This is a genomic window from Pseudomonas sp. MC6 (assembly GCF_054790575.1).
Genome location: NZ_CP186504.1, coordinates 5,075,481 through 5,099,919, shown reverse-complemented (window position 1 = coordinate 5,099,919; position 24,439 = coordinate 5,075,481). Strand labels below are relative to the sequence as shown.

The 24,439-nt window shown below is 59.8% G+C and carries 20 protein-coding genes; 8 read left to right on the top strand and 12 right to left on the bottom strand.

Annotated features, from left to right (window positions below; all coding sequences use genetic code 11):
* Positions 1 to 118 precede the first annotated feature (118 nt).
* Genes ACOYXE_RS22745 through ACOYXE_RS22730 form a run of 4 tightly spaced genes read right to left on the bottom strand, consistent with a single transcriptional unit; the run spans position 119 to position 4,975 of the window.
* Entirely contained in the window at positions 119 to 958 is an 840-nt protein-coding gene (locus ACOYXE_RS22745) for a class I SAM-dependent methyltransferase (protein WP_034152164.1), read from the bottom strand.
* Positions 952 to 2,106, bottom strand: a complete 1,155-nt coding sequence (locus tag ACOYXE_RS22740; RefSeq protein ID WP_160060011.1) for an acyltransferase family protein — start codon at positions 2,104 to 2,106, stop codon at positions 952 to 954. Before ACOYXE_RS22740 ends, ACOYXE_RS22745 begins: the two co-directional genes overlap by 7 nt.
* Positions 2,103 to 3,404, bottom strand: a complete 1,302-nt coding sequence (locus ACOYXE_RS22735) for a glycosyltransferase (protein ID WP_405122610.1) — start codon at positions 3,402 to 3,404, stop codon at positions 2,103 to 2,105. The genes ACOYXE_RS22740 and ACOYXE_RS22735 overlap by 4 nt, the downstream gene beginning before the upstream one ends.
* A complete protein-coding gene (locus tag ACOYXE_RS22730) occupies positions 3,398 to 4,975 on the bottom strand; it encodes a glycosyltransferase (RefSeq protein WP_238785186.1) in 1,578 nt (525 codons plus the stop codon). The genes ACOYXE_RS22735 and ACOYXE_RS22730 overlap by 7 nt, the downstream gene beginning before the upstream one ends.
* A gap of 427 nt (positions 4,976 to 5,402) precedes the next feature.
* Here ACOYXE_RS22730 and ACOYXE_RS22725 point away from each other — a divergent pair, with 427 nt between their 5' ends.
* The 8 genes from ACOYXE_RS22725 to ACOYXE_RS22690 are packed head-to-tail and all read left to right on the top strand — an operon-like array spanning position 5,403 to position 14,391.
* Positions 5,403 to 6,317, top strand: a complete 915-nt coding sequence (locus ACOYXE_RS22725) for a GDP-mannose 4,6-dehydratase (protein ID WP_160060014.1) — start codon at positions 5,403 to 5,405, stop codon at positions 6,315 to 6,317.
* Positions 6,314 to 7,285: a GDP-mannose 4,6-dehydratase gene (gmd, locus tag ACOYXE_RS22720; protein ID WP_160060015.1), complete on the top strand. Its 972-nt coding sequence runs from the start codon at positions 6,314 to 6,316 to the stop codon at positions 7,283 to 7,285. The genes ACOYXE_RS22725 and gmd overlap by 4 nt, the downstream gene beginning before the upstream one ends.
* A 3-nt stretch (positions 7,286 to 7,288) precedes the next feature.
* Entirely contained in the window at positions 7,289 to 8,731 is a 1,443-nt protein-coding gene (locus tag ACOYXE_RS22715; protein ID WP_160060016.1) for a mannose-1-phosphate guanylyltransferase/mannose-6-phosphate isomerase, read from the top strand.
* Complete coding sequence (locus tag ACOYXE_RS22710; protein ID WP_123454862.1) at positions 8,732 to 9,529, top strand: ABC transporter permease; 798 nt, start codon at positions 8,732 to 8,734, stop codon at positions 9,527 to 9,529.
* Complete coding sequence (locus tag ACOYXE_RS22705; RefSeq protein ID WP_160060017.1) at positions 9,529 to 10,782, top strand: ABC transporter ATP-binding protein; 1,254 nt, start codon at positions 9,529 to 9,531, stop codon at positions 10,780 to 10,782. Before ACOYXE_RS22710 ends, ACOYXE_RS22705 begins: the two co-directional genes overlap by 1 nt.
* A complete protein-coding gene (locus ACOYXE_RS22700) occupies positions 10,779 to 12,146 on the top strand; it encodes a glycosyltransferase family 4 protein (protein ID WP_160060018.1) in 1,368 nt (455 codons plus the stop codon). Before ACOYXE_RS22705 ends, ACOYXE_RS22700 begins: the two co-directional genes overlap by 4 nt.
* Positions 12,130 to 13,260, top strand: a complete 1,131-nt coding sequence (locus tag ACOYXE_RS22695) for a glycosyltransferase family 4 protein (RefSeq protein WP_460926682.1) — start codon at positions 12,130 to 12,132, stop codon at positions 13,258 to 13,260. The genes ACOYXE_RS22700 and ACOYXE_RS22695 overlap by 17 nt, the downstream gene beginning before the upstream one ends.
* Positions 13,261 to 14,391 carry a glycosyltransferase family 4 protein gene (locus tag ACOYXE_RS22690; RefSeq protein ID WP_160060020.1) on the top strand — a complete coding sequence of 377 codons (1,131 nt, stop codon included), beginning with the start codon at positions 13,261 to 13,263 and terminating at the stop codon, positions 14,389 to 14,391.
* A 132-nt stretch (positions 14,392 to 14,523) separates the two neighbouring features.
* Here the strand turns inward: ACOYXE_RS22690 and ACOYXE_RS22685 are convergent, their stop codons facing one another.
* From ACOYXE_RS22685 to atpD, 8 genes are all read right to left on the bottom strand, one after another.
* Positions 14,524 to 16,554 (bottom strand): pyridoxamine 5'-phosphate oxidase family protein, encoded by a 2,031-nt coding sequence (locus ACOYXE_RS22685; protein WP_460926681.1) that lies wholly within the window; start codon positions 16,552 to 16,554, stop codon positions 14,524 to 14,526.
* A 45-nt stretch (positions 16,555 to 16,599) separates the two neighbouring features.
* Complete coding sequence (locus ACOYXE_RS22680) at positions 16,600 to 17,226, bottom strand: glutathione S-transferase family protein (RefSeq protein ID WP_160060022.1); 627 nt, start codon at positions 17,224 to 17,226, stop codon at positions 16,600 to 16,602.
* Positions 17,227 to 17,331: 105 nt separating this feature from the next.
* Positions 17,332 to 18,258, bottom strand: a complete 927-nt coding sequence (locus tag ACOYXE_RS22675) for a LysR family transcriptional regulator (protein WP_160060023.1) — start codon at positions 18,256 to 18,258, stop codon at positions 17,332 to 17,334.
* 75 nt (positions 18,259 to 18,333) lie between these two features.
* On the bottom strand, positions 18,334 to 20,166 hold the full coding sequence (glmS, locus tag ACOYXE_RS22670; RefSeq protein ID WP_460926680.1) for a glutamine--fructose-6-phosphate transaminase (isomerizing): 1,833 nt from the start codon (positions 20,164 to 20,166) through the stop codon (positions 18,334 to 18,336).
* Positions 20,167 to 20,168: 2 nt separating this feature from the next.
* The gene (locus tag ACOYXE_RS22665) at positions 20,169 to 20,945 is read right to left on the bottom strand and encodes a DeoR/GlpR family DNA-binding transcription regulator (RefSeq protein WP_160060025.1); all 777 of its coding nucleotides are present in this window, start codon (positions 20,943 to 20,945) and stop codon (positions 20,169 to 20,171) included.
* A gap of 157 nt (positions 20,946 to 21,102) precedes the next feature.
* Entirely contained in the window at positions 21,103 to 22,470 is a 1,368-nt protein-coding gene (glmU, locus tag ACOYXE_RS22660) for a bifunctional UDP-N-acetylglucosamine diphosphorylase/glucosamine-1-phosphate N-acetyltransferase GlmU (protein WP_460926679.1), read from the bottom strand.
* Between the two features lie 118 nt (positions 22,471 to 22,588).
* Positions 22,589 to 23,014, bottom strand: a complete 426-nt coding sequence (locus ACOYXE_RS22655) for a F0F1 ATP synthase subunit epsilon (RefSeq protein ID WP_007911962.1) — start codon at positions 23,012 to 23,014, stop codon at positions 22,589 to 22,591.
* Between the two features lie 45 nt (positions 23,015 to 23,059).
* Positions 23,060 to 24,439 (bottom strand): F0F1 ATP synthase subunit beta, encoded by a 1,380-nt coding sequence (gene atpD / locus ACOYXE_RS22650; protein WP_016984062.1) that lies wholly within the window; start codon positions 24,437 to 24,439, stop codon positions 23,060 to 23,062.

The following is a 24,439-nucleotide window of genomic DNA, read 5'->3' as shown; positions in this document are numbered from 1 at the left end:
CACCACAAGGCTGCAAGGTTACACAAAAACCCTGTAGGAGCTGTCGAGTGAAACGAGGCTGCGATCTTTTGATCTTTTTTCAGGATCAAGATCAAAAGATCGCAGCGTGCCGCAGCTCCTACAGGGGGGCGGCGGGTTTACGGGCGATGATCACCTGGCTTTTCGCAACCACCGCATCCAGCGCCTGTTTGATCTGCGCGCCACGCGGCGAGTCCAGCACCGCTTGCCAGGTGTCGGCCCAGTGATTGAGCAACGGATGATCCGGGTTGCTGAAGTCGACCTTGGCTTCCCAGAACAGCAACATCCACATCGACCAGTAAAAACCGTACTGGCTGTGGCTGATGATCTCCAGCCCGGCTTCACTGACCATCGCCTTGAACTGTTCTTCGCTGATGATGCGAATGTGGTTGGGCTTCTGGAAATACTCCGCCGCGGCGATGTCTTTTTGCAGGTCTTCGGAGCTTGGGTGCGGCACGCTCAGCAGGTACAGGGCCCCCGGCTTGCCGACGCGTACCAGTTCGGCAAGGAACTGCGCCGGGTCGTCGACGTGCTCGATGACTTCCGTCGAGACCACACGCGTGGCCGTGCCGTCGGCAATCGGCAGTGGATTGCAGTCGGTGACGTGGCATTCGATGTCCCGCGCTGGCGTATCGCTGAGACGCTGACGGGTCGCTTCGACCTTCGCTCCGTCGATATCGGCAATGATGATCTTCGCCCCACGCATGCCACAGAAGTGCACATTGCCGCCATCACCGCAGCCGACGTCGAGCAAGGTGTCGGCGGCGGTCACCGGAAAGCCTTTGAACAGCTCGCCGGTTTCCTGGTTGAACCAGCCACTGAGCATCGCATCGTGCAGGCCGAGCATGTACGGATCGGTCTTCTCGGCGACCGCCACGACAGGCTGCGCGGCGACCGGAGCAGGCGTGCCCGCCGTGAGTTTCTTCAAAAGGCTCAGCATGAGGTAGCTCCAGAGGATGGGATGGCGGTTCGAGACGTGCCGAGGCGTTTGACCAGCGCAGCGCCACGGTTGCGCATCGGCATTTCGATAAGGCGATAATTCAGTTCGCTGAGCAGCACGATCAGGCCGAACGCCAGCAGCAGTGTGACGATCGGATGCCCGGCGGGGCTGGGCAAACCGGCGCTCTGCAAACGGAAGATCAGTTCACGTACCAGTTGATAGGCCGGAATGTGGATCAGGTACATACCGTAGGAGCGACTGCCGACCCACGCCAGCACACGCTGCACAGCACCGGCAGGCATCAGGTAGTCGCGGTTGTACGAAGCGATCCACACAAGCAAGGCGCCGAGTACGGCAATCGAGCCGATGCGGTAAGGAGCAAAGGTGAAACGGTCAGTGGCCATGAAGCTCAACAGTGATCCGATGGCGATCAACGCCGAAATTCCGGCCCACGGTCGACGCAGGAAGGTCGGCTGCCAGCGTTGATAACCCGGCTGCGCGCTCCACATCGCCAACAGCACGCCGAGGGCCAGCGCGTCTGTACGCACGACCATCAGCAACGGTGTGCGCACGGTCAGAATCTGCACCGCCACCAGCGCCAGCAATGCCCAGACCAGACGCCGGCGAAACAGCAGAATCAACAGCGGGAACAGCAGATAAAACTGCTCCTCCAGCGCCAGGCTCCAATATACGAAACTGCTGCCGTATTCGTAATGAAAGAAGCTGTCGGCAAAACGAAAGTTCGCGTACTGCAGCACCCCGGCCAGCGTCGCTTGCAAGTTGGCGCTCAGCGTGCCGAACGCCCCGGAGCGATTGAGAAACACGCAGGCCAGCAGCATCAGCGCCAGCCACAACCAGGCCGACGGCAACAAGCGAAACGCCCGGCGCAGCCAGAAATTTCGGGTCTCCTGCCAGTATTCCTGCCGCGTCGTACAGCCTTGCAGCGTCGGGATCAGGCTACGGGCGATGACAAAACCGGAGATCGCAAAGAACAGATCGACGCCCCACCACGGCTGCGCCCAGCCATGAATCTTCTCCAGCAACGGCACCGGGTCGGTGAACAGGCTGCCCTGCATGTGGTGGAACAACACGCCCAACACGGCAATCGCGCGCAGGACTTCAATGTCCATGATCCGTTTGCTGGTCATGCTTCAGGGGCTTCCATGGCCACTGCGCGTTGTTCGAACAATTGCGCGAGGAACACCTGTAAGCGTTGTTCGGCCACGGCCTGACTGCAGAAACCTTGCAGACTGCTGACGGCTTGCGCCGACATCTGTGCGTAACGCGCCGGGTGGTTTTTCGCCACGTCGTAACTGGCCTTGTAGGCTTCACACAACGACGCCCAGTTGGTTACGTAACGCAAGGTGCGAAAGGCTCGACGCGGGTCGTGCGGCCACGCGGTGAGTTCATCCGTGGACTCGATCAGAAAGGCGTTGTCGGCGCTCAGGTAATCGATCATCGCCGTGGTGCGCGGTGCCACCGCCGGTTTGCCGCAGGACATGAATTCCATCAGCGGCAAGCACTGGCCTTCGCCATACGAGGTGTTGACTACATAACGGGTGGCCTGCACCAGACGCTCGTAATCCGGGTCGGCGAGATAGCCGTAGATCAACACGATGCGGCAACGGTAGGACTGGTTTTTATACAGGTGATGGAGGATGTCGCTGAGCGCTTCTTCGGCATCGTGATGGGTCAGTTTGAGGACCAGCGTGGCGTCTTCGACGTCGCGGAAACTGACACAGAAGGCGCTGAGCATGTCTTCCCAATTCTTGCGCCCGTCGCCGGGATTGAACACCGAGGTGTACACCACGCCGTCGAGCAACAACTCTTGTTCGGTGACCGGCGCAGTGAAATCGATGCCCTCACCACTGCGCAGATGCGCTGGGCCAAAGGCATTCAAGTCGAGCTTGCGACTGTCCGCCACCAGCCCTTTGATAGTCAGGCGCAGCGGCCCCGTCGAGGTTTGCCCCTGCAACTGCGCGCCACGGGCCGCAAAGCGATCCCACACCGGTGCCGGCACCGCAACGATCGGGTAGTCATCCGTCATCGCTTCGCGCACGGCGTTGACCGTGTAATTGGAATGGGTGATCGCTGCGCCACAGGCTGCCAGCACCGTGCGCCAGTCGTTGCGCGGTTCACCGGCAAACGGCTCGTTGGGGATGGTGCTGAATTCCCACGCAAACACCGGCAACGTCGGACACGCCAGGTGCACCGGGGTGCGATGCGGCGGCGAGAACGACAGAAATACACACGGCTCGCCACGGCTCAGGCATTCCAGGTACAGCGCATCGACCTCGGCTTGCGGATCGAGCACTTCCACCACCCGCCCGAGCCGTTCGAGCACCGGACGGTACTCCTTGAGCACGAAGTAATAGCTGTACTCCGAACGCCCGAGGTTCTGCGCGATGGTGTGCTGGTTGGTTTCCGAATGAATGATGATCAGCATGAGGCGTTATCCGTCACGGGCGCGACATCGGCAGCATCGGAGGCCAGCGCGAAAAAGTCCGCCATGCGTTTTTGCACCGGGGCGAACGCGCAGTAATCGTGCATGCGTTCGATGGCGGCCGCCGACATCTGCTGATAATCCAGTGGCTGGGTCTTGGCCATCCGATAGCTGTTTTCGTAGGCGTGTTTCAGCGAGCCCCAGTCCGGGCGATAGCGCAAAGTACGGTAGATGATGCGCGTGTCCTGCGGCCAGATCGTCAGCTCTTCGCTGGACTTGATCACGAATGCCACCGCGTCATCGATGTAGTCTTCCATCGCCGTGTGATCGGGGGCGATCACCGGTGTGCCGCTGGACATGAACTCCATGAGCGGCAGGCACAGGCCTTCACAGCGCGAGGCGTTCACGTAGAAACTTGCGGCCTGATACAGCCTGGCGTACTGCGTGTCGTCGAGATAACCGTGCATCACCACCACCCGGCAGGCGAACGGCGTGAGTTGCGCAAGCAATGTCATCAACTCGCTGTAATAGGAAGCCAGATCGTTCTGGGTAATCTTCAACACAAGCGTCGCGTCGGACGTTTCGCGAAACGCCCAACAGAATGCGGTGATCAGTTGATGCCAGTTCTTGCGGCCATCCCTGGGGTTGAACACGGTGACATAAACCACACCGTCGACCGTGGTTTCGACCACCGAAGTGGTGTCCGGCAAGTTCAGCGTCACCGGTTCGACGACGGGGACCGGCAGCGGCCCACACACCGCCGGCAAGCGTTGTTCGAGCCAGCCGTGCAGCGTATCTGGCACCAGATCGCGAATGCCTTCCCAATACCAGTTGTAGAGAAACTTCACCCGTGGCACCGGTTCTGCCTGCTCGTGTCCCAGATCCAGCACCCATAGACGCAGGTAATGCCGGGCAATGACGAAGCGGCGTTGGAGGGTCAGCGGTGGCGGACGCGCGGCTTCGATTTCGGCCGCCAGCGCGGCTTCTTCTTCCGGCGTGATCGGTGTCGGGATCAGTGCATCGGCGCAGAGGCCGAGGGTGCGAGTATCGAAAATGCAGCCCTTGATCGCCAGCGTGGTGCCTGGATTGACTGGCGCACCCAGTGTCTGCTGACGGATCGCCGCGAAGTTTTCCCACAGCGGCGTGGGCAATACCAGCACAGGGAAGTCTTCGCCCATGGCACGACGAATGGCTCGAGCGGTGTGGCTCGACAGCGTGATAACCCGCCCATGGCGAGCGAGCATCTGCGTCCAGTCCTGACGCGGGTCGTTGTCCCACTGTTCGTCAGGAATCGAGTCGAACTCCCAGGCCACCACACACACCGTCGGGCATTCGAGGTCGACCGGGGTTTTCTGCGGCGGAGTGAACGACAGGAACAGGCTGTCTTCGCCAGCGGCGAGCAGTTGTCGATACAGCGGATCGACGTCGGCGGTGGACGCGACCACGTGCACGCGCCCAAGGCTTTCCAGCACCGGGCGATAGGCCTTGAGCACGAAGTAATAACTGTATTCCGGACGGCCGAGACTCTGGCCGATGGAACTGTCATTGACGTCCGAGTAAAGAATGAAATTCATGGCATCCCACGATGAAGGCGCCATCCCGGTACCTTCATGCTATGACGGCCGTGCGCTGGATCGAGTCGGCATGGCCAGCCTTCGTCCTTCGTCATCGGGTACGTCTTCGTTCTTGTTTTAGTGGTCGGTTTCACCCTGCGTCGCGGTTCTCGAATCAAAGCCCGGGATTTGGCGACGAAGGGCATTCTAAACACATCCGTCAGGTATTCGTGAACCGCCCGGCGAGAATAAATCCGCTACGCTGACGAGAACTGACCAGTCACGGTATGGCCAGTTGAAATTGCTCGGCAATTGGCACAGATTGACAGCAAATAACTACAACAACGTTTTCGCCTGTCGTCTTAGCGGTTTTTTCCAACCGGTCTGACAGACCCTTCTCTAAAGCCTGTAGGAAGTGCTGCGAAAACCAAGACCAAGGGGTCGCTGTTTGAAAAAGCGTCTGTTCGTCACGGGTCTCAGTGGATTCGTTGGACAACATATTCAGTCACGTTTGGCCTCGCCTGACTCTGCGTGGGAACTGCTGCCTGCAGCTTCACGTTACGACCTGACGGCTCCAGACAGCCTTGTCGACCTGTGGCCGCAAATGCCTGACGCGGTCATTCATCTGGCCGGCCAGACGTTCGTCCCCGAAGCCTTCCGCGACCCGGCACGGACCTTCGACATCAATCTGCTCGGCACCCTCAATCTGTTGCAGGCTCTCAAGGCCCGTGGTTTTCAGGGCACCTTCCTGTACGTCAGCTCCGGCGACGTTTACGGCCAGGTCAGCGAAAGCGATCTGCCGATCACCGAACAACAAGCGCCCTGCCCGCGCAATCCGTATGCGGTGAGCAAACTCTCGGCCGAGTTTCTCAGCCTGCAATGGGGTTTGAGTGAGGACTGGCCGGTGCTCGTCGCGCGGCCGTTCAACCACATCGGCGCAGGACAGAAAGAAGGTTTCGTCATCGCCAGTGCCGCCCGTCAGATCAATCGCATCAAACAGGGCCTGCAAGCCCCGCAACTGGAAGTCGGCGATATCGACGTAACGCGGGATTTCCTAGATGTCGGCGATGTGATTTCGGCCTATTTCGCGCTGCTGGAGAAAGGTGTACCGGGACAGGTTTACAACATCTGCTCAGGGCGCGAGCAGAGCATCCGCAGTCTGATTGAACAACTGGCCGATCTGGCCGAAGCGCCAGTGCAACTGGTTCAAGATCCGGCACGCATGCGCCGCGCCGACCAGCGCCGCGTTTGCGGCAGTCATACCAAGCTGAGCCGGATCACCGGATGGACGCCTGAAATCACAACACAACAATCCCTGCGGGCGATCCTGTCCGACTGGGAGAAGCGAGTAAAACAAGAATGACTAAAAGTGCACTGATCACAGGGATTACTGGCCAGGACGGCGCATATCTGGCCAAACTGTTGCTCGACAAGGGCTACAAGGTTCATGGCCTGGTAGCACGACGCAGCAGCGATTCGCGCTGGCGCCTGCGCGAGATGGGTGTCGAAGCCGACATCGTTTATCTCGATGGCGACATGGCCGATGCCTGCTCGGTGCAGCGTGCGGTCATCAAGTCGGCGCCGGACGAGGTATATAACCTCGCCGCGCAAAGCTTTGTCGCCGCCTCGTGGGATCAACCGGTGACCACCGGCATCGTCGACGGCCTGGGCGTTACCCATCTGCTCGAGGCGATCCGTCAATTCAGCCCGCACACCCGCTTCTATCAGGCTTCGACCAGTGAAATGTTCGGTCTGATCCAGGCTGAGCAGCAGGACGAAAACACACCCTTCTACCCCCGCAGCCCTTACGGTGTGGCCAAGCTGTACGGCCACTGGATCACCGTCAACTACCGCGAAAGCTTCAACCTGCACGCCAGCAGCGGCATTCTCTTCAACCATGAATCGCCACTGCGCGGCATCGAGTTCGTCACCCGCAAGGTCACCGACGCCGCCGCACGCATCAAACAAGGCAAACAGCAGGAGCTGGCCTTGGGCAACATCGACGCCAAACGTGATTGGGGGTTTGCCGGTGATTACGTCGAAGCCATGTGGCTGATGTTGCAACAAGACAAGCCTGACGATTTTGTGGTCGCCACCGGCATCACCACCACCGTACGGGAAATGTGCCGCATCGCCTTCGATCACGTCGGCCTCAACTACCGCGATTACGTGAAGATCGACCCCGCGTTCTTCCGCCCGGCCGAAGTCGAAGTGCTGCTCGGCAATCCGGCCAAGGCTCAGCGCGTGCTGGGCTGGAAGCCGAAAACCGACCTGGATACCTTGATCCGCATGATGATGGATGCGGACATGAAACGCGTCGCCAAGGAGTAGGCCATGCTGATCCCCGTGATTCTGTCCGGCGGTGCCGGCACCCGTTTGTGGCCGGTGTCCCGCGAGGGCCATCCCAAGCCGTTCATGACCCTGCCCGACGGCCAGTCGCTGCTGGGCAAGACCTACCAGCGTGCCGCCGCATTGCTGGACGGCTGGGGTGACATCGTCACGGTGACCAACCGCGAGTACTACTTCCAGAGCAAGGATCACTATTGCGCCGCCCACGTGTCGCGCCATCGCGGGCACTTCCTGCTGGAGCCGACCGGGCGCAACACGGCGCCGGCCATTGCTGCTGCCGCGTTGTCGCTGCAAGCACTGCATGGTGATAACGCGATCATGGTGGTGATGCCCGCCGACCATTTGATCGTCAATCAGGACGCGCTGAAAACGGCGGTCGAGCACGCGGTCAATCTGGCCAAAGACGGCTATCTGGTGACCTTCGGCGTGATCCCGACGGCGGCGGAAACCGGCTTCGGCTACATCGAGACCGGTGCCCCACTGGATGCCAAAGGTGCGGCGAAAGTGCAGCGTTTCGTCGAGAAACCCGACCTGCAAACCGCCACGCATTATCTGGAGAGCGGCAACTTCCTGTGGAACTCAGGCATGTTCTGCTTCACCACCGCCACCGTGATTGCCGAGCTGCAATTGCACGCGCCCGAACTGCTCGAGCAGACTCGCGCCTGCATGGCCGCCAGCGCGCCGATTGAAACCGTCGGTTGCCTGCAGCAAGAACTGTCGCCGGCGCTGTTCGCGGAAATCACCGACATTTCCATCGATTACGCACTGATGGAGCGCTCGGAAAAAGTCGTTGTCGTGCCCGCAGGCTTCGACTGGAGTGACATCGGTTCGTGGGGCGCCGTCGCGGCATTGGTGCCGGCCGACGCAGACAACAACCGCGCCAGCGGCGAAGCGATTTTCATCGACAGCCACAACAACTTCGTCCAGAGCGAAGGTCGTCTGGTGGCGACGGTGGGTGTGGATAACTTGATCATCGTCGACACCGCCGACGCGGTGTTGGTGGCCCATGCCGACCGTGCGCAAGACGTACGCCGCGTGGCCAAGCAACTCAAGGACAAATCCCACGAAGCCTATCGGTTGCATCGTACCGTCAGCCGCCCGTGGGGTACTTACACGGTTCTCGAAGAAGGTCCGCGCTTCAAGATCAAGCGCATCGTGGTCAAGCCTGGCGGCAAGTTGTCGCTGCAAATGCACCATCACCGCAACGAACACTGGGTGGTGGTCGAAGGCATGGCCAAGGTCACCAACAATGGCAGCGGTACAACGCTGGTAGCCAAGAACGAATCGACCTTCATCGCCGCCGGCCACAAGCATCGCCTGGAAAACCCCGGGGTGATCGACCTGGTGATCATCGAAGTGCAAAGCGGCGAATACCTGGGAGAGGACGACATCGTTCGCTTCGAAGACCAATACGGCAGGACGGTTTAAATGCTGCTTTCCCTGTTCCGCTCGTTGCATGGCTACCGGGGCTTCATCCTCGGCAGCGTGCAGCGAGAGTTTCAAGCCCGGTACCGCAATTCGTTGTTCGGCGCGCTGTGGCCGATCTTCAATCCACTGTCGATGATCGTCGTTTACACCGTGATCTTTTCCCACATCATGCGCGCCCGTTTACCCGGCGTGGATGACAGCATGGCCTACAGCGTCTACCTCTGCGCCGGGCTGCTGGCGTGGGGACTGTTTTCCGAAATTACCCTGCGCAGCCAGAACATGTTTCTGGAAAACGCCAACCTGCTGAAGAAAATCAGCTTCCCGCGCATCTGCCTGCCGGTGATAGTGCTGTGCAACGCCGGGATCAACTTCGCGATCATCATCAGCCTGTTTCTCGGCTTTCTGCTGATCACCGGACGCTGGCCGGGCATGGCCTTGTTGGCGCTGATTCCATTGATCGCCCTGCAAATGATGTTCTGCGCCGGACTGGGCATGGTCCTCGGCGTATTGAACGTGTTCTTCCGTGATGTCGGTCAGCTGTTCGGCATCTGCCTGCAATTCTGGTTTTGGCTGACGCCGATCGTTTACCCGATCACGATCCTGCCGGAATGGGTACAGCGCCTGCTGCAACTCAACCCGCTGACCAATCTGTTCAGCAGTTATCAAAACCTGTTTCTCTACGGTCAGTGGCCGGTCTGGAGCTCGCTGCTGCCGATCTTCGTCACGGGTGTGCTGTTTTGTCTGATCGGTCTGCGGCTGTTTCGCCAGCGCGTCGGCGAAATGGTGGATGAACTCTGATGGGGCATATTCGCGTCACCGGCCTGAGCAAGGCCTACAAACAATACCCTAACCGTTGGAGCCGACTGGCCGAGTGGCTGCTCCCGTTTTCGCCGATCCGCCACCGCCAGCACTGGGTGCTGCAAGACGTCGAATTCGAAATCGCCCCCGGTGAAGCGGTGGGCATCGTCGGCGCCAACGGCGCGGGCAAAAGCACTTTGCTGAAGATGATCACCGGCACCACCCAGCCCACCACCGGCACAATCGAACTGCAAGGCCGCGTGGCCGCGCTGCTGGAGCTGGGCATGGGTTTCCACCCGGATTTCACCGGTCGCCAGAACGCCATCATGGCCGGCCAGTTGCTGGGCATGCAGCTCGAAGAAATCGAGGCACTGATACCCGACATCGAGCATTTCGCCGAGATCGGCGACGCCATCGACCAGCCGGTACGCACTTACTCCAGCGGCATGCAGATGCGCCTGGCGTTCAGCGTTGCCACGGCGCGACGCCCGGACATCCTTATCGTCGACGAGGCACTGTCGGTGGGCGACGCCTACTTCCAGCACAAAAGCTTCGAACGCATCCGCAGTTTCCGCAAATCCGGCACCACGCTGCTGATCGTGTCCCACGACCGTTCGGCCATTCAATCGATCTGCGATTCGGCGATTCTGCTCAAGGATGGCCGCATGGCCATGTACGGCAAACCCGAACCCGTGCTCGATTATTACAACGCGCTGATGGCCGAACGCGAGGGCCAGATCGTCCGTCAGGAAATGCTCGCCGGCGGCGAAGTGCAAACCGTCTCCGGTACCGGCGAAGCAGCGATTCTCGGCGTGCGCCTGCTCGATGAAAACGATCGCAGCATCGACGCTGCCGAAGTCGGTCAAGCGGTGGTGCTCGAAGTGAAAGTTGAAGTGCGCAAGGACATCGAACGGCTGGTACTGGGTTTTATCCTCAAGGATCGTCTGGGCCAGATGATGTACGGCATCAACACCCACCGCCTCGACAAGGCGCTGACCGACCTGCACGCCGGCGAGCGTTTCACCTATCGCTTCGCTTTCGTCATGGGATTGGGCAAAGGCAATTATTCCGTATCGCTGAGCCTGTCGCGCCTGGACTCTCACCTCGATCGCAATTTCGAATGGCGCGACTACGGGCTGGTGTTCCACGTGATCAACAATCGGCAGGAAGATTTTGTCGGCTGCTCATGGCTGGGTGCCAAGACCACCATCTCGCGCGACACCGAAGTCCGGCCTGTCGAGCGCTTGCCATGACCCGCTTGCTCGTCGAATGCACCCATGTGTTCAAACACCCGACCATCAACTCGGGGATTCAGCGTGTGGTGCGCAACGTCATCAAGCAACTGCCCGCCAGCGCCGCAGGTGTGGAGTGCATGCCGGTGGTGGTACTCAATGGCGAACTCTACCGCGTGCTGCAACTGGCATCGCTCGATACGCCTTTTTTCAACAGGCTGGAAACCTTCGGAGGACGCCTGGAGCGCCTCGCTCATCGCTTCTGGCAGTGGCATCAGCGTCGTGATGCGCAACTCACCTCGAAACTGGCGCGACGGATTTTGTATGTCGGCTACCGGCTGACAATCTTCGGCGCGTTCGGCCTGCCGATCCGCCTGATCCGACAGATCAACCGCACGCAACTGCTCAAACGTTGCTCCCCCCTGCAACATCGGCCGGGCGATCAACTGGTGTTGCTGGATTCATCCTGGCACTCGGATTTGTTCGCCCACGTCGAGCGACTCAAACGCGACGGCGTCGGCATGATCGCGGTGATCTACGACTTGATCCCTCTGACTCATCCGCAGTTTTACGACACGCGTCTGGTCGAGGTTTTCAGCGAGTGGTTCGACTGGATCACCCGCACGGCCGACGGCTACATGGCGATTTCCGCCACGGTGCGCGATCAGGTGCGTGAAGAATTGCAGCGCAGAATCGGTGCCGAACAAACCGACCAGCGCTGGTTCGATTTCTTTCACTTGGGTTCCGAACTGGATCTGCATACCGACCATGCGACGGTCGATCCGCGCCTGAAGCAATTGTTCACGACAACAGACCCGGTTTACCTGATGGTCAGCACCATCGAACCACGCAAGAACCATGCGTATCTGCTTGATGCCTTCGAGCGCGCCTGGATCACAGGCTCGACCGCACGGCTGTGCATCGCCGGGCGGGTCGGCTGGAAATGCGATGCCCTCCTCGCCCGGGTGCGCAATCATCCAGAGCTGAATCAGCGTCTGTTCATGTTTAACGATCTCAGTGACACCAGCCTTGAACACGCCTACGCCCACGCCAGTGCACTGGTGTTTCCTTCGTTCGTCGAAGGCTTCGGCTTGCCCTTGGTGGAAGCCATGCAGCGTGGCTTGCCGGCGATGGGTAGTGACATTGCGGTGTTTCGCGAAATCGGAGGCGAGTTCATGGCGTATTTCGATTTGCAGGATCCGCAAAGCCTTGCCGACTTGATCAACGGCTTCCAGTGCAGCGGCCAGTTCCCTGCCGCCCGCGATGTTGCTGATTGGCAGTGGATCGGCTGGCGCGAAGCCAGTCAGCAACTGGCCGAACGCAGTGTGCGTAATGTTCTGCAAGCGCCGGCGGCGCCAGCGAGGCAGCATGCGCATAGCGCTTAACGCACGCATTCTCCAGGCGCCGCGCACCGGCATCGGCCATTACGTTGCCGAACTGGTCAACGCCTTGCGCAGCGAACCCGAGATTGACGTGACCTTGTTCCACGGGTGGGGCTGGAGCTCGGCGCTGCCGGAAGCGGCCATGCCCGGTTACTCGCGCCTGACGCCGCTGCTGCGACAGATTCCCGGGGCTTATCAGGCGCGCCGCTGGCTGGAGCAGAAACGCTTCGATCAGGGGCGCGCGCAAGGTATCGACCTCTATCACGAACCGAGCCTGTGGCCGCTGGCCTTCGACGGCCCGACCGTGATCACCCTGCATGACCTGACCCACCTGCATTTCCCTGAGACCCAGCCCCCGGCGCGGCTCAAGGAAATCGAACGTCGATTGGCCGTGGGTGTGGAGCAAGCCCAAGTGATTCTCACCGACTCGCAAGCCATCGCCGAGGAAGCTCAAGCCTATTTCAGCCTGCCTGCCGAGCGTTTCGTCGTTGCACCACTGGGCATCGCCGAGCGCTTTCATCCGCGCGAGGCGAGCACCATTGATGCGGTGCTCAAGGCGCATGCGGTGGCGGCGCGGGAATATTTTCTATGCGTGGGCACGCTGGAGCCGCGCAAGAACCTTGGCCTGGCCCTGCGCGCCCATGCCCTGTTACCCGAAGCCGTGCGCCAGCGTTATCCGCTGCTGATCGTCGGCATGGCCGGCTGGGAGCGCGAGCAGTTCAGTGAACCTTTGCGTCAGGCGCTGGCCAGCGGGCATGTGTGCCTGCTCGGCTATCTGCCCGATGAACAGGTCGCGCAATTGCTGGCCGGTGCCCGCGCACTGATTTTTCCATCGCTGTACGAAGGGTTTGGTCTGCCGGTACTGGAGGCCATGGCCAGTGGCACCCCGGTGGTGCTCACGCATTCTTCGGCGATGCCGGAAGTCGCCGGTGCAGCGGGCAACTATATTGAAGCTGACGATGCAGAAGGCCTGCGTGATGCGCTGAGCCGACTGATCGACGATCAAGCGCATTGGCAGGCATGCCAAGAAGCCGGGTTACAGCAGTCACGGCTTTTTTCCTGGGAGCGTTGTGCACAGGCCACCGCCAGTGCCTACCGCCAGGCCATGGGAGGTTGAATGCGAGTTCTTCATTTTTTCAAGACGTACCTGCCTGACTCGGTCGGCGGCATTGAGCAAGTGATCTTCCAACTGTGCGAGAGCGGCGCCCAGCACGGTATCGACGGCCAGGTGCTGACCCTCAGTGCTGACCCGACACCGCCCGTGGTGAAATTGGGCCAGCACGAAGTGCACCGCGCCAAACTCGACATCCAGTTCGCCTCCACGGGTTTTTCCTGGAGCGTGTTCAAACAGTTTCGCGAACTGGCGGCCGAGGCCGACGTGGTCAATTACCACTTCCCGTGGCCGTTCATGGACCTGGTGCATTTCGCCAGTGCGATGAATAAACCGAGTGTGGTGACTTATCACTCGGACATCATTCGCCAGAAGCACCTGCTCAAACTCTATCGCCCGTTGATGAACCGCTTCCTCGCCAGCGCCGACCGCATTGTTGCCGCTTCGCCGAACTACCTGCACACCAGCGATGTGCTGCAACAGTTCCAGAACAAGACCCGAGTAATTCCCTACGGTTTGAACAAGGCTGGTTATCCACAGGCGGATGCAGAGCGGATGAATCGCTGGCGCCAGCAGGTTGGGGATAAGTTTTTTCTGTTTGTCGGGGTGATGCGTTACTACAAGGGCCTGCACATTCTGCTCGAGGCGCTGAAAGACGTGGATTATCCCGTCGTCATTGTCGGTGCCGGGCCATTGGAACTGGAACTGCACGCTCAAGCGCAAGCGCTGGGCCTGCGCAATATTCATTTCCTCGGACGCTTGGGTGACGAGGACAAAGTCGCGCTGCTGCAACTGAGCTACGCGATTGTTTTCCCGTCACACCTGCGCTCGGAAGCTTTCGGCATCTCGCTGCTGGAAGGTGCGATGTACGGCAAACCGATGATTTCCAGCGAGATCGGCACTGGCACCAGCTACATCAATATTCACAACGAAACCGGGCTGGTGGTCCCGCCCAGTCATCCACAGGCGTTTCGCGAGGCGATGCGCACGCTCTGGGAAGACCCGGTGCGCGCCGCTGCCATGGGGGTGAAAGCCGAAGCGCGTTACCGGCAGTTATTCACAGCCGATGAAATGGGCCGCAAATGGACAGAGCTGTATCAGGAATTGCTGGAAGAGAAATCGCTGTCCTACGCCTGAGCGTGGGTTGAATACCGATCCCCTGTAGGAGCTGCCGAAGGCTCGGGCCGCGATCGGACGATCTTTTGATCTTGTTTTTAAAAATCAAAATCAAAAGAACGCGGCCTTCGGCAGCTCCTACACGGGTTCGGGTTACAGGTCTAAGACCAGTGGCTGATTGCTTTGCGCCGGAACGGCACAGCAAATCAGCACATGTCCCGCTTCCGGAATATCCGCCGGCAGCTGTGGATAATTCACTGCACCACTGACCAGCCGGGTCTTGCACGTACCGCACGAACCACCGCGGCAACTGAACTCCGGCCGTAATCCGCGGCTTTCCGCCAGCTCCAGCAAACTCCCGCCATCGGGCTGCCAGCGCGCCTCTTTCGCCGAGCGCTCGAACACCACCGGGACCGATGTGGTCGCTGCGGGCGGTTGTTCGATGACGATCGCGTCCGGATCGGCCTGACGTTTCAGCGTCGACGGGCCAAAGGTTTCCGCATGAATCTGTGCGTCACGCACATCCAGCTCGCGCAGGGTGTCGTACAACCCTTGAGTAAAAGCACCGGGGCCGCAAAGCACAAAGTCGAGCTGGTCGAAGTCTTCGGCATCCAGCAGGTTCCTCAGCACGGTGCCGTCGATGCGACCACGCACATCGAAATCCTCGCCCTCTTGCAGATCGGCTTCCGGCTGGCTGAGCAATCGCAGGATTCGTACAGAGTCACCTGCGGTTTCGAGCAAACGATCCAGCTCCCTGCGAAACGGCTGATCCGCGAGGCTGCGTGAACTCTGCAACAACAATGTCGGACGAATCCCCCGAGTGCGTAAGCCTTGGTAAACCACCTCACGCAACATCGACAGCAACGGCGTGATGCCCACACCGGCGGCCAACAGCACCAACGGTCGCTGCTCCTGCGGCGCGACGGTGAAATGCCCTTGCGGTGCCCGTGCTTCGAGTACATCGCCGACACGAATCTGCTCATGCAGGTGCGACGAGATCAGTCCTTCGCGCTTCACGCTGATGCGGTAGAAACCATCTGATGGCGCACTCGAAAGGCTGTAGGTGCGGATGTGCACCTCGCCATCAATGGTGAAACGCAGCGGTAGATGCTGGCCGGCGAGAAACACCGGTAAACCGGCGCCATCGTTCGGCTCCAGATAGATCGAGCGGATGTTGCGGCTCTCCGCCTCAATTTTCGCCACCCGCAGCGGCCGCCACTGGTTCCCCAGCGCCTGCGCCTGCAAACGCGCATCCGCCTCAGCCCAATTGCCGGTCAACAGACTAGTCGGCGACATGCCGTCGAAGCGCCAGCGCAACGCCAAGGCTGCCGGGCGCCGCACCAGTTTCTCCACTTCAAATGTCCACAACCGTTCCGCACCTTGAAACGCCTCGATCTGCGGGTCATCGAGAAGGATCTCGGTGCGCCCGCTGAGTTGCAGCAGATCACCTGTGGAAAAGTCGATGAACAGCAGGCCGGCCTTGGGATTGAGCAACAGATTGCCGAGAGTGTTGAAATGCAGGTTGCCGGCGAAGTCGGGGATGGTCAGACGATTGCCTTCCACCCGCACGAAACCGGCCTGGCCGCCACGATGAGAAACATCCACCGCGCGCTCGCCCTCGACATCCACATAACTGGCGACGAAAAACGTATCGGCGCCAGTGATCAACGCAGTGGCCGCGTCATCTAGGCCGTGCAGATATTCAGCCGGGCGCGTCTGCGGATCCGTCAGCGGCACACGTTGATACTGGCGCAGTTGAATGTATTGCGGGCAGTTGCCGAAGGCTTGATCCACGCTCACCTCAAAACCCTGAGCGCTCAGATTGCCGACATGGCCGTTAAGGCGATTGCGCCGGCGGGTGTGCAACTCGATGCCAAGCAAACCGATCGGTTCGCCGTTACGCAGTTGCGCCGGGTCATCGGCAGCAGGCTGGCTGGCGAAATGCAGATGCTCGGGATCCGGCGAATGGGCAAACCCCGGCGCGCCTTCGAGCACACTGGCCCACGGCCGCCCTTGCGCATCGACTGCGCCGTATAGCATGAAGGGCAGTTGCTGATAGAACTCGCGGTGCTGATCAGGCATCCAGGTGCGAATCACCTTACGCCCGAAGGCTTCCATGCGTTCAGCAACCCCGACCTTCGCTTGCAACTGTTGCTCGCCAGCGTGCCACGGTGAACGTTCCATCACGACCTCTCCCCTGCACCGTCGGCACAGTGTGGATTGCGAAAATCAGGCGGTGGTTTGCAGACCGGCAACCGTGCGCGGCATGCCGACGAAACCAGGCAGGGCCTCGACCCGGGCCAGCCAGGCGCGGACGTTGCCGTAGTCGTCCAGCGACACGTTGCCTTCCGGTGCGTGGGCGATGTAACTGTAGGCCGAAACGTCGGCAATACTCGGCTCGTCACCGGCCAGATACACGGTTTTGCCTAATTCGATGTCCATCACCTTGAGCAGGTTGTGCGCACGGGTAATCGCCTCTTCTGCATTCAGTTGGGCACCAAACACCGTGACCAATCGCGCAGCAGCGGGGCCGAAAGCGATCGGTCCTGCGGCGGCCGACAACCAGCGCTGTACCCGTGCGGCGCCGACAGGATCGGTTGGCAGCCAACGACCATGGCCGTATTTCTGCGCCAGATACACCAGAATCGCGTTGGAATCGGCCAGCACCACGCCGTCGTCATCAATGGCCGGCACTTGGCCGAAACTGTTGATCGCGAGGTAGGCCGGCTGCTTGTGCTCACCTTTGGCCAGATCGACGAAGATCAGCTCGGTCGGTAGTTGCAGCAGGGACAACATCAGCTCGACACGGTGGGCGTGGCCGGAACGTGGGAAGTTGTAGAGTTTGATCGCTTGCATGGTCGACTCCGTTGAACAGGGGCGCCACTGCGGGGATGAGAGCGCCGATGGAGGCCATCTTCCACTTATCGCGAAAACAACAGAATCACCAGCAACTGCAATCGATTATTTCACTGAGTGAAATAACGCAGCATTTTTCAAGGCCGGATGTTCGCGCAAAGCCTCTGCCGTGAAATCGACAAAACTGCGGATCCGCGCTGGCGCCTTGCGCCCGCCCTGATACACGACGTGGATCGGCAGCGGCGGCAGTTCAAATTCGGCGAGCACTATTTCCAGTGTGCCGGCGGCAACCTGACTCGCCACTTGATAGGACAACACCCGGGTCAAACCCAAGCCCGTGCAAGCTGCTGTAATCGCAGCCTGATTGGCGGTCACGATCAGACGCGGCTCTGGACGCACGCTGAGCGGTTCGCCCGCGTCGAGAAACGGCCAACTGCGTTGCTGGCCAATCGCTGAAGTCGCCACCACTGGCGCGCCCGCCAATGCGTGGGGATGAGCCGGCCGGCCATATTTGGCAAAGTAGTCCGGCGAGCCGCAAATGACCCGACGCACCTCCCCGACCCGAATCGCATGCTGATTGCTGTCCGGTAGATCACCAATGCGCACCGCGACATCGATGCCCTCCTCAACCATGTTGACGATACGATCAACCAGTACGGCATTGATCGTGACATCCGGATACTGCGCGAGATAACGCGCCATCACCGGCGTCACAAACAAATCACCGAACAACACCGGCGCCGTCACCGTCAATTGCCCACGCGGCTCGGCATGACTGCCCGCCGCCGAATCCTCTGCCTCCTGCACCTCGGCGAGAATCCGCCGACAATCTTCCAGGTAACGCTGCCCCGCTTCGCTCAAATGCACACTGCGCGTGGTGCGGATCAACAACTGCGTGCCGATGCGCAACTCCAGCGCCGCCACCGCCCGCGTGACGCTGGCCGCTGACAAACCCAGACGACGCGCGGCAGCAGAGAAGCCTTGCTCCTGGGCGACGATGGTGAAGATGTGCATTTCCTGGAAGCGATCCATGGAGACCCTCAAGTCAGATACAAAAATCGCAGCCGAAGCTGCGATTTTTTTGCGCCGATGTCAGCTGTGGATAACTTATTCCACCGTCACCGACTTCGCCAGGTTACGTGGCTGATCGACGTCCGTGCCCTTGAGCACCGCAACGTAGTACGACAGCAACTGCAGCGGAACCGTGTAGAGGATCGGCGAGAGGATGTCGTGGATATGCGGCATCTGCACCACGTGGGTGCCTTCGCCGTTGGTCATGCCGGCTTTTTCGTCGGCGAACACGATCAATTCACCGCCACGAGCGCGGACTTCCTGCAGGTTGGACTTGAGCTTTTCCAGCAGTTCGTTGTTCGGCGCCACAGTGACCACCGGCATGTCGTTATCCACAAGCGCCAGCGGGCCGTGCTTCAGCTCGCCGGCCGGGTAGGCTTCGGCGTGGATGTAGGAGATTTCCTTGAGTTTCAGGGCACCTTCCATCGCCACCGGGAATTGCGCACCACGACCGAGGAACAGGGTGTGGTTTTTCTCGGCGAACAGCTCGGCGATCTTCTCCACGGTGCTGTCCATGGCCAGCGCTTCGCCAAGACGGGTTGGCAGACGACGCAGCTCTTCGACCAGACGCGCTTCAACGCCGTCAGCCAACGTGCCGCGCACTTGACCCAGCGACAGCGTCAGCAACAACAGGCCGACCAATTGCGTGGTGAAGGCTTTGGTGGAGGCCACACCAATTTCGCGGCCGGCCTGAGTCAGCAGGGTCAGATCGGACTCGCGCACCAGCGAGCTGATGCCGACGTTGCAGATCGCCAGGCTGGCGAGGAAACCCAGCTCTTTGGCGTTGCGCAGGGCTGCCAGGGTGTCGGCGGTTTCACCGGACTGCGAGATGGTCACGAACAGGGTGTCCGGCTGCACCACCACTTTGCGGTAGCGGAATTCGCTGGCGACTTCGACCTGGCACGGGATACCGGCCAGTTCTTCGAGCCAGTAACGCGCCACCATTCCGGCGTGATAGCTGGTGCCGCAGGCGACGATCTGCACGTTGCGGACTTTGGCAAACAGCTCGGCGGCTTGTGGGCCGAAGGCTTGCACCAACACTTGATCGTTGCTCAGGCGACCTTCGAGGGTGCGCTGCACAACGGCCGGTTGCTCGTGGATTTCCTTGAGCATGTAGTGGCGGTATTCACCTTTGTCGGCGGCTTCGGCACCGTCGCTGTACTGCACGGTCTGGCGCTCGACAGCATTGCCGTTGATGTCCCAGACTTGCACTTCATCGCGGCGAATTTCGGCGATATCGCCTTCTTCCAGGTACATGAAGCGGTCGGTGACCTGACGCAGCGCCAACTGGTCGGAGGCGAGGAAGTTCTCGCCCAGACCCAGACCGATCACCAACGGGCTGCCACTGCGCGCGGCGACCAGACGATCCGGCTGCTTGGCATTGATCACGGCCAGACCGTAAGCACCGTGCAGTTCCTTGACCGTTGCTTTAAGCGCAACGCTCAGATCAGGCTGATCCTTGAGTTTATGGTTGAGCAGGTGAGCGATGACTTCGGTATCGGTATCCGAAGTAAACACGTAACCCTGCGCTTTCAGCTGTTCGCGCAGGGCTTCGTGGTTTTCGATGATGCCGTTGTGCACCACCGCGATGTCGCCGGAAAAATGCGGGTGGGCGTTGCGTTCACAGGGTGCGCCGTGGGTGGCCCAACGGGTGTGGGCAATGCCGAGTCGGCCAACCAGCGGGTGTTCAGCCAGCGCTGCTTCGAGTTCGCTGACCTTGCCCGGGCGACGCATGCGCTCAAGGGTTTCATCGTTGGTGAAGACCGCGACACCGGCGCTGTCATAGCCGCGGTATTCCAGGCGCTTGAGGCCCTCGAGCAGGATGGCGGTGATATTACGTTCAGCAACTGCGCCGACAATTCCACACATGCTTATTTCTCCTGACTGACAGCCGCGCAAATCACGGTGATACCGCGGGCCTGAATCTGATCGCGTGCCTCGCTAGGCAGGCGATCATCGGTAATTAGGGTATGGACGCTGCTCCACGGCAGCTCCAGGTTGGGAATCTTGCGACCGATCTTGTCGGCCTCGACCATGACGATGACTTCCCGCGCCACTTCGGCCATGACCCGGCTCAAACCGAGCAGCTCATTGAAGGTCGTGGTGCCGCGCATCAGGTCGATACCGTCGGCGCCAATGAACAATTGGTCGAAGTCGTAAGAGCGTAGTACCTGCTCGGCGACCTGGCCCTGAAAGGATTCCGAATGCGGATCCCAGGTGCCGCCGGTCATCAGCAGCACCGGTTCGTGTTCGAGTTCGCTCAAGGCATTGGCGACGTACAGGGAGTTGGTCATCACTACCAGACCGGGCTGTTGGCCAAGCTCCGGGATCATGGCGGCGGTGGTGCTGCCGCTGTCGATGATGATCCGCGCGTGTTCGCGGATGCGTTTCACCGCTGCACGGGCAATCGCCTGTTTGTATTTGGAAACGCTCTGCGCGGTTTCCGCTACCAACTCTTGGGGCATTGTGATCGCCCCGCCGTAGCGGCGCAGCAGCAGGCCATGGCTTTCAAGCGCAGCAAGATCCTTGCGAATCGTAACTTCGGAGGTTTCGAAACGCTTGGCCAGTTCATCCACACTGACTTCGCCCTGCTCGTTGAGCAAGGCGAGGATGTTGTGGCGGCGTTGCGGCGTGTTGCGTTTCGACATGGCTTAAGTTTCGTTTCGAAAGATAACGTAAGCAATCAAAACCTATCAGCCCTAAATCGTCAAGCTGTCGCCCAAAAAAAATCGCAGCCTTCAACATTCCCGTAGGAGCTGCCGAAGGCTGCGATCTCTTGATCTTCAAAAAACCGCTGTGGATAACTCAGCTCTTCCTGATCTTCTCCGGCCGCTTCCAGCCGTCGATATTCCTCTGCCGCGCTCGGCCCACGGCCAACTGCGCGTTATCCACATTCTGCGTAATGGTCGAACCGGCTGCCGTGGTCGCACCGGCAGAGATATCCACAGGCGCGACCAACGAGTTATTGGAGCCGACGAACACGTCAGCACCCAACACGGTTTTCCACTTGTTGGCGCCATCGTAGTTGCAGGTGATGGTGCCGGCGCCAATATTGGTACGCGCACCGATTTCGGCATCACCCAGATAAGTCAGGTGACCTGCTTTGGCGCCTTCACCCATATGGGCGTTTTTCAGTTCAACAAAGTTACCCACATGCGCACGCGCTTCGAGCACGGTGCCTGGACGCAGACGCGCAAACGGGCCGGCATCGCTGCCCTCGCCCATAACGGCACCTTCAATATGACTGTTGGCCTTGATCACCACGCCTTTGCGCAGGGTGCTGTCCTTGATCACACAATTCGGGCCGATCACCACATCGTCTTCGATGACGACGTTGCCTTCGAGGATCACGTTGATATCGATCAGCACGTCGCGACCCACAGTGACTTCTCCACGCACATCGAAACGCGCCGGATCACGCAGGGTCACGCCTTGCGCCATCAAACGACGGCCAGCGCGCAGCTGGTAATGACGCTCCAGCTCGGACAGCTGCTTGCGATCATTGGCGCCCTGCACCTCCATCGGGTCGTGTGGTTGTTCGGTGGCCACCACCAGACCATCGCTGACCGCCATTTCGATCACGTCGGTCAGGTAATACTCGCCTTGGGCGTTGTTGTTCGACAGGCGACTCATCCAATCGGCCAGACGATTGGCCGGCACCGCGAGAATGCCGGTGTTGCCTTCAGTAATGGCGCGCTGGGCTTCGCTGGCATCTTTGTGCTCAACAATGGCGGCTACTTTGCCGTCAGCATCGCGCACGATGCGGCCGTAACCGGTTGGGTCTTCCAGTTCGACGGTTAGCAAACCCATCTGCCCGGGCACGACATGCTTGAGCAAACGTTGCAGGGTTTCGACTTCGATCAGCGGCACGTCACCGTATAGGATCAACACCGTGTCGGCAGTAATGAACGGCACCGCTTGGGCAGTGGCATGACCGGTGCCGAGTTGTTTGTCTTGCAGGACGAAATTCAGATCCTCAGCGGCCAGGCGTTCACGCACCACATCGGCACCATGGCCGATCACCACATGAATGCGTTGTGGCTCAAGTTGCCGGGCGCTGTGGATAACATGGCCCAGCATGGAGTTGCCGGCAATCGGGTGCAGCACTTTCGGCAGTGCCGAACGCATACGAGTGCCTTGACCGGCCGCGAGGATAACGATTTCAAGAGACATGACTGGCTACCAATCCTGGGTGGTCAGCGACTGCGACCGGGTTTCGGGAATTCGGAAAAGAAAAAAGGGTAGCCGAGGCTACCCTTTTTTATCAATCGCACAACAAGCGGCTGACGGATTAACCGCCAAACTTCTTGCGGATCTGCTGGACGGTGCGCAGCTGAGCTGCAGCCTCGGCCAGCCGTGCTGACGCAGCGCTGTAGTCGAAATCAGCGCCTTTTTCATGCAGAGCATGCTCGGCAGCCTTGAGAGCTGCTTGAGCCTGAGCTTCATCCAGGTCGGCGGCACGTTGCACGGTATCGGCAAGCACTTTGACCATGTTCGGCTGAACCTCGAGGAAACCACCGGAGATGTAGAACACCTCGGGTTCCCCGCCTTGCTTGATCAGGCGGATCGGACCTGGCTTCAGATTAGTGATCAGCGGCGCGTGACCCAGAGCGATACCAAGATCACCCAGTGCACCGTGCGCAATCACCATCTCGACCAGGCCGGAAAAGATTTCCCCTTCCGCGCTGACGATATCGCAATGGACTGTCATAGCCATCTGATTGCCTCAACCTAAATTAGCGCCCGTTGCCGGGCGCCGGGATTACAGTTTCTTGGCTTTCTCGATCGCTTCTTCGATGCCGCCAACCATGTAGAACGCTTGTTCTGGCAGGTGGTCGTAGTCACCGTTGAGGATGCCTTTGAAGCCAGCAATGGTGTCTTTCAGGGAAACGTATTTACCCGAAGCACCGGTGAAGACTTCAGCCACGAAGAACGGCTGCGACAAGAAGCGCTGGATCTTACGAGCACGGTTTACCAACTGCTTGTCGGCTTCCGACAGCTCGTCCATACCCAGGATCGCGATGATGTCCTTCAGCTCTTTGTAACGTTGCAGAACGTACTGAACGCCGCGAGCGGTGTCGTAGTGGTCCTGACCGATTACGTTCGGATCCAGCTGACGCGAAGTCGAATCCAGTGGATCTACCGCTGGGTAGATACCCAGGGAGGCGATGTCACGGGACAGAACGACGGTGGCGTCCAAGTGGGCGAAGGTGGTCGCTGGCGACGGGTCAGTCAAGTCATCCGCAGGTACGTATACCGCTTGGATCGAAGTGATCGAACCTTCTTTGGTCGAAGTGATACGTTCTTGCAGAACGCCCATCTCTTCAGCCAGAGTCGGCTGGTAACCTACTGCCGAAGGCATACGGCCCAGCAGTGCGGATACTTCAGTACCGGCCAGGGTGTAACGATAGATGTTGTCGACGAACAGCAGAACGTCGTTACCTTCGTCACGGAACTTCTCGGCCATGGTCAGGCCGGTCAGTGCTACGCGCAGACGGTTACCCGGCGGCTCGTTCATCTGACCGTAAACCAGTGCCACTTTGTCCAGAACGTTGGAGTCCTTCATCTCGTGGTAGAAGTCGTTACCCTCACGAGTACGCTCACCCACACCGGCGAACACGGAATAACCGCTGTGCTCGATGGCGATGTTACGGATCAGTTCCATCATGTTTACGGTTTTGCCTACACCGGCACCACCGAACAGACCGACTTTACCGCCTTTGGCAAACGGGCAAACCAGGTCGATAACCTTGATGCCGGTTTCCAGCAGGTCGTTGCCGCCTGCCTGTTCAGCGAACGAAGGCGCTGGACGGTGAATGCCCCAACGCTCTTCGGTGTCGATCGGGCCAGCTTCGTCGATCGGGTTACCGAGGACGTCCATGATCCGGCCCAGGGTCGCTTTACCGACCGGTACGGAGATGGCTGCGCCAGAGTCGGTAACTTCCAGACCGCGCTTCAAGCCCTCGGTGGAACCCATCGCAATGGTACGAACCACGCCGTCGCCCAGCTGCTGCTGAACTTCCAGAGTGGTGCCGGCATCGCTTTTGACTTTCAAAGCGTTGTAGATGCTCGGTACGCTGTCGCGTGGAAATTCCACGTCGATAACGGCGCCGATGATTTGAACGATACGTCCGCTACTCAT

Excerpts from the sequence above, each read along its gene's own strand:
- ACOYXE_RS22745 (WP_034152164.1), bottom strand. The coding sequence starts at position 958 with ATGCTGAGCCTTTTGAAGAAACTCACGGCGGGCACGCCTGCTCCGGTC.
- ACOYXE_RS22740 (WP_160060011.1), bottom strand. The coding sequence starts at position 2,106 with ATGACCAGCAAACGGATCATGGACATTGAAGTCCTGCGCGCGATTGCC.
- ACOYXE_RS22735 (WP_405122610.1), bottom strand. The coding sequence starts at position 3,404 with ATGCTGATCATCATTCATTCGGAAACCAACCAGCACACCATCGCGCAG.
- ACOYXE_RS22730 (WP_238785186.1), bottom strand. The coding sequence starts at position 4,975 with ATGAATTTCATTCTTTACTCGGACGTCAATGACAGTTCCATCGGCCAG.
- gmd (WP_160060015.1), top strand. The coding sequence starts at position 6,314 with ATGACTAAAAGTGCACTGATCACAGGGATTACTGGCCAGGACGGCGCA.
- ACOYXE_RS22715 (WP_160060016.1), top strand. The coding sequence starts at position 7,289 with ATGCTGATCCCCGTGATTCTGTCCGGCGGTGCCGGCACCCGTTTGTGG.
- ACOYXE_RS22710 (WP_123454862.1), top strand. The coding sequence starts at position 8,732 with ATGCTGCTTTCCCTGTTCCGCTCGTTGCATGGCTACCGGGGCTTCATC.
- ACOYXE_RS22705 (WP_160060017.1), top strand. The coding sequence starts at position 9,529 with ATGGGGCATATTCGCGTCACCGGCCTGAGCAAGGCCTACAAACAATAC.
- ACOYXE_RS22700 (WP_160060018.1), top strand. The coding sequence starts at position 10,779 with ATGACCCGCTTGCTCGTCGAATGCACCCATGTGTTCAAACACCCGACC.
- ACOYXE_RS22695 (WP_460926682.1), top strand. The coding sequence starts at position 12,130 with ATGCGCATAGCGCTTAACGCACGCATTCTCCAGGCGCCGCGCACCGGC.
- ACOYXE_RS22690 (WP_160060020.1), top strand. The coding sequence starts at position 13,261 with ATGCGAGTTCTTCATTTTTTCAAGACGTACCTGCCTGACTCGGTCGGC.
- ACOYXE_RS22685 (WP_460926681.1), bottom strand. The coding sequence starts at position 16,554 with ATGGAACGTTCACCGTGGCACGCTGGCGAGCAACAGTTGCAAGCGAAG.
- ACOYXE_RS22680 (WP_160060022.1), bottom strand. The coding sequence starts at position 17,226 with ATGCAAGCGATCAAACTCTACAACTTCCCACGTTCCGGCCACGCCCAC.
- ACOYXE_RS22675 (WP_160060023.1), bottom strand. The coding sequence starts at position 18,258 with ATGGATCGCTTCCAGGAAATGCACATCTTCACCATCGTCGCCCAGGAG.
- glmS (WP_460926680.1), bottom strand. The coding sequence starts at position 20,166 with ATGTGTGGAATTGTCGGCGCAGTTGCTGAACGTAATATCACCGCCATC.
- ACOYXE_RS22665 (WP_160060025.1), bottom strand. The coding sequence starts at position 20,945 with ATGTCGAAACGCAACACGCCGCAACGCCGCCACAACATCCTCGCCTTG.
- glmU (WP_460926679.1), bottom strand. The coding sequence starts at position 22,470 with ATGTCTCTTGAAATCGTTATCCTCGCGGCCGGTCAAGGCACTCGTATG.
- ACOYXE_RS22655 (WP_007911962.1), bottom strand. The coding sequence starts at position 23,014 with ATGGCTATGACAGTCCATTGCGATATCGTCAGCGCGGAAGGGGAAATC.
- atpD (WP_016984062.1), bottom strand. The coding sequence starts at position 24,439 with ATGAGTAGCGGACGTATCGTTCAAATCATCGGCGCCGTTATCGACGTG.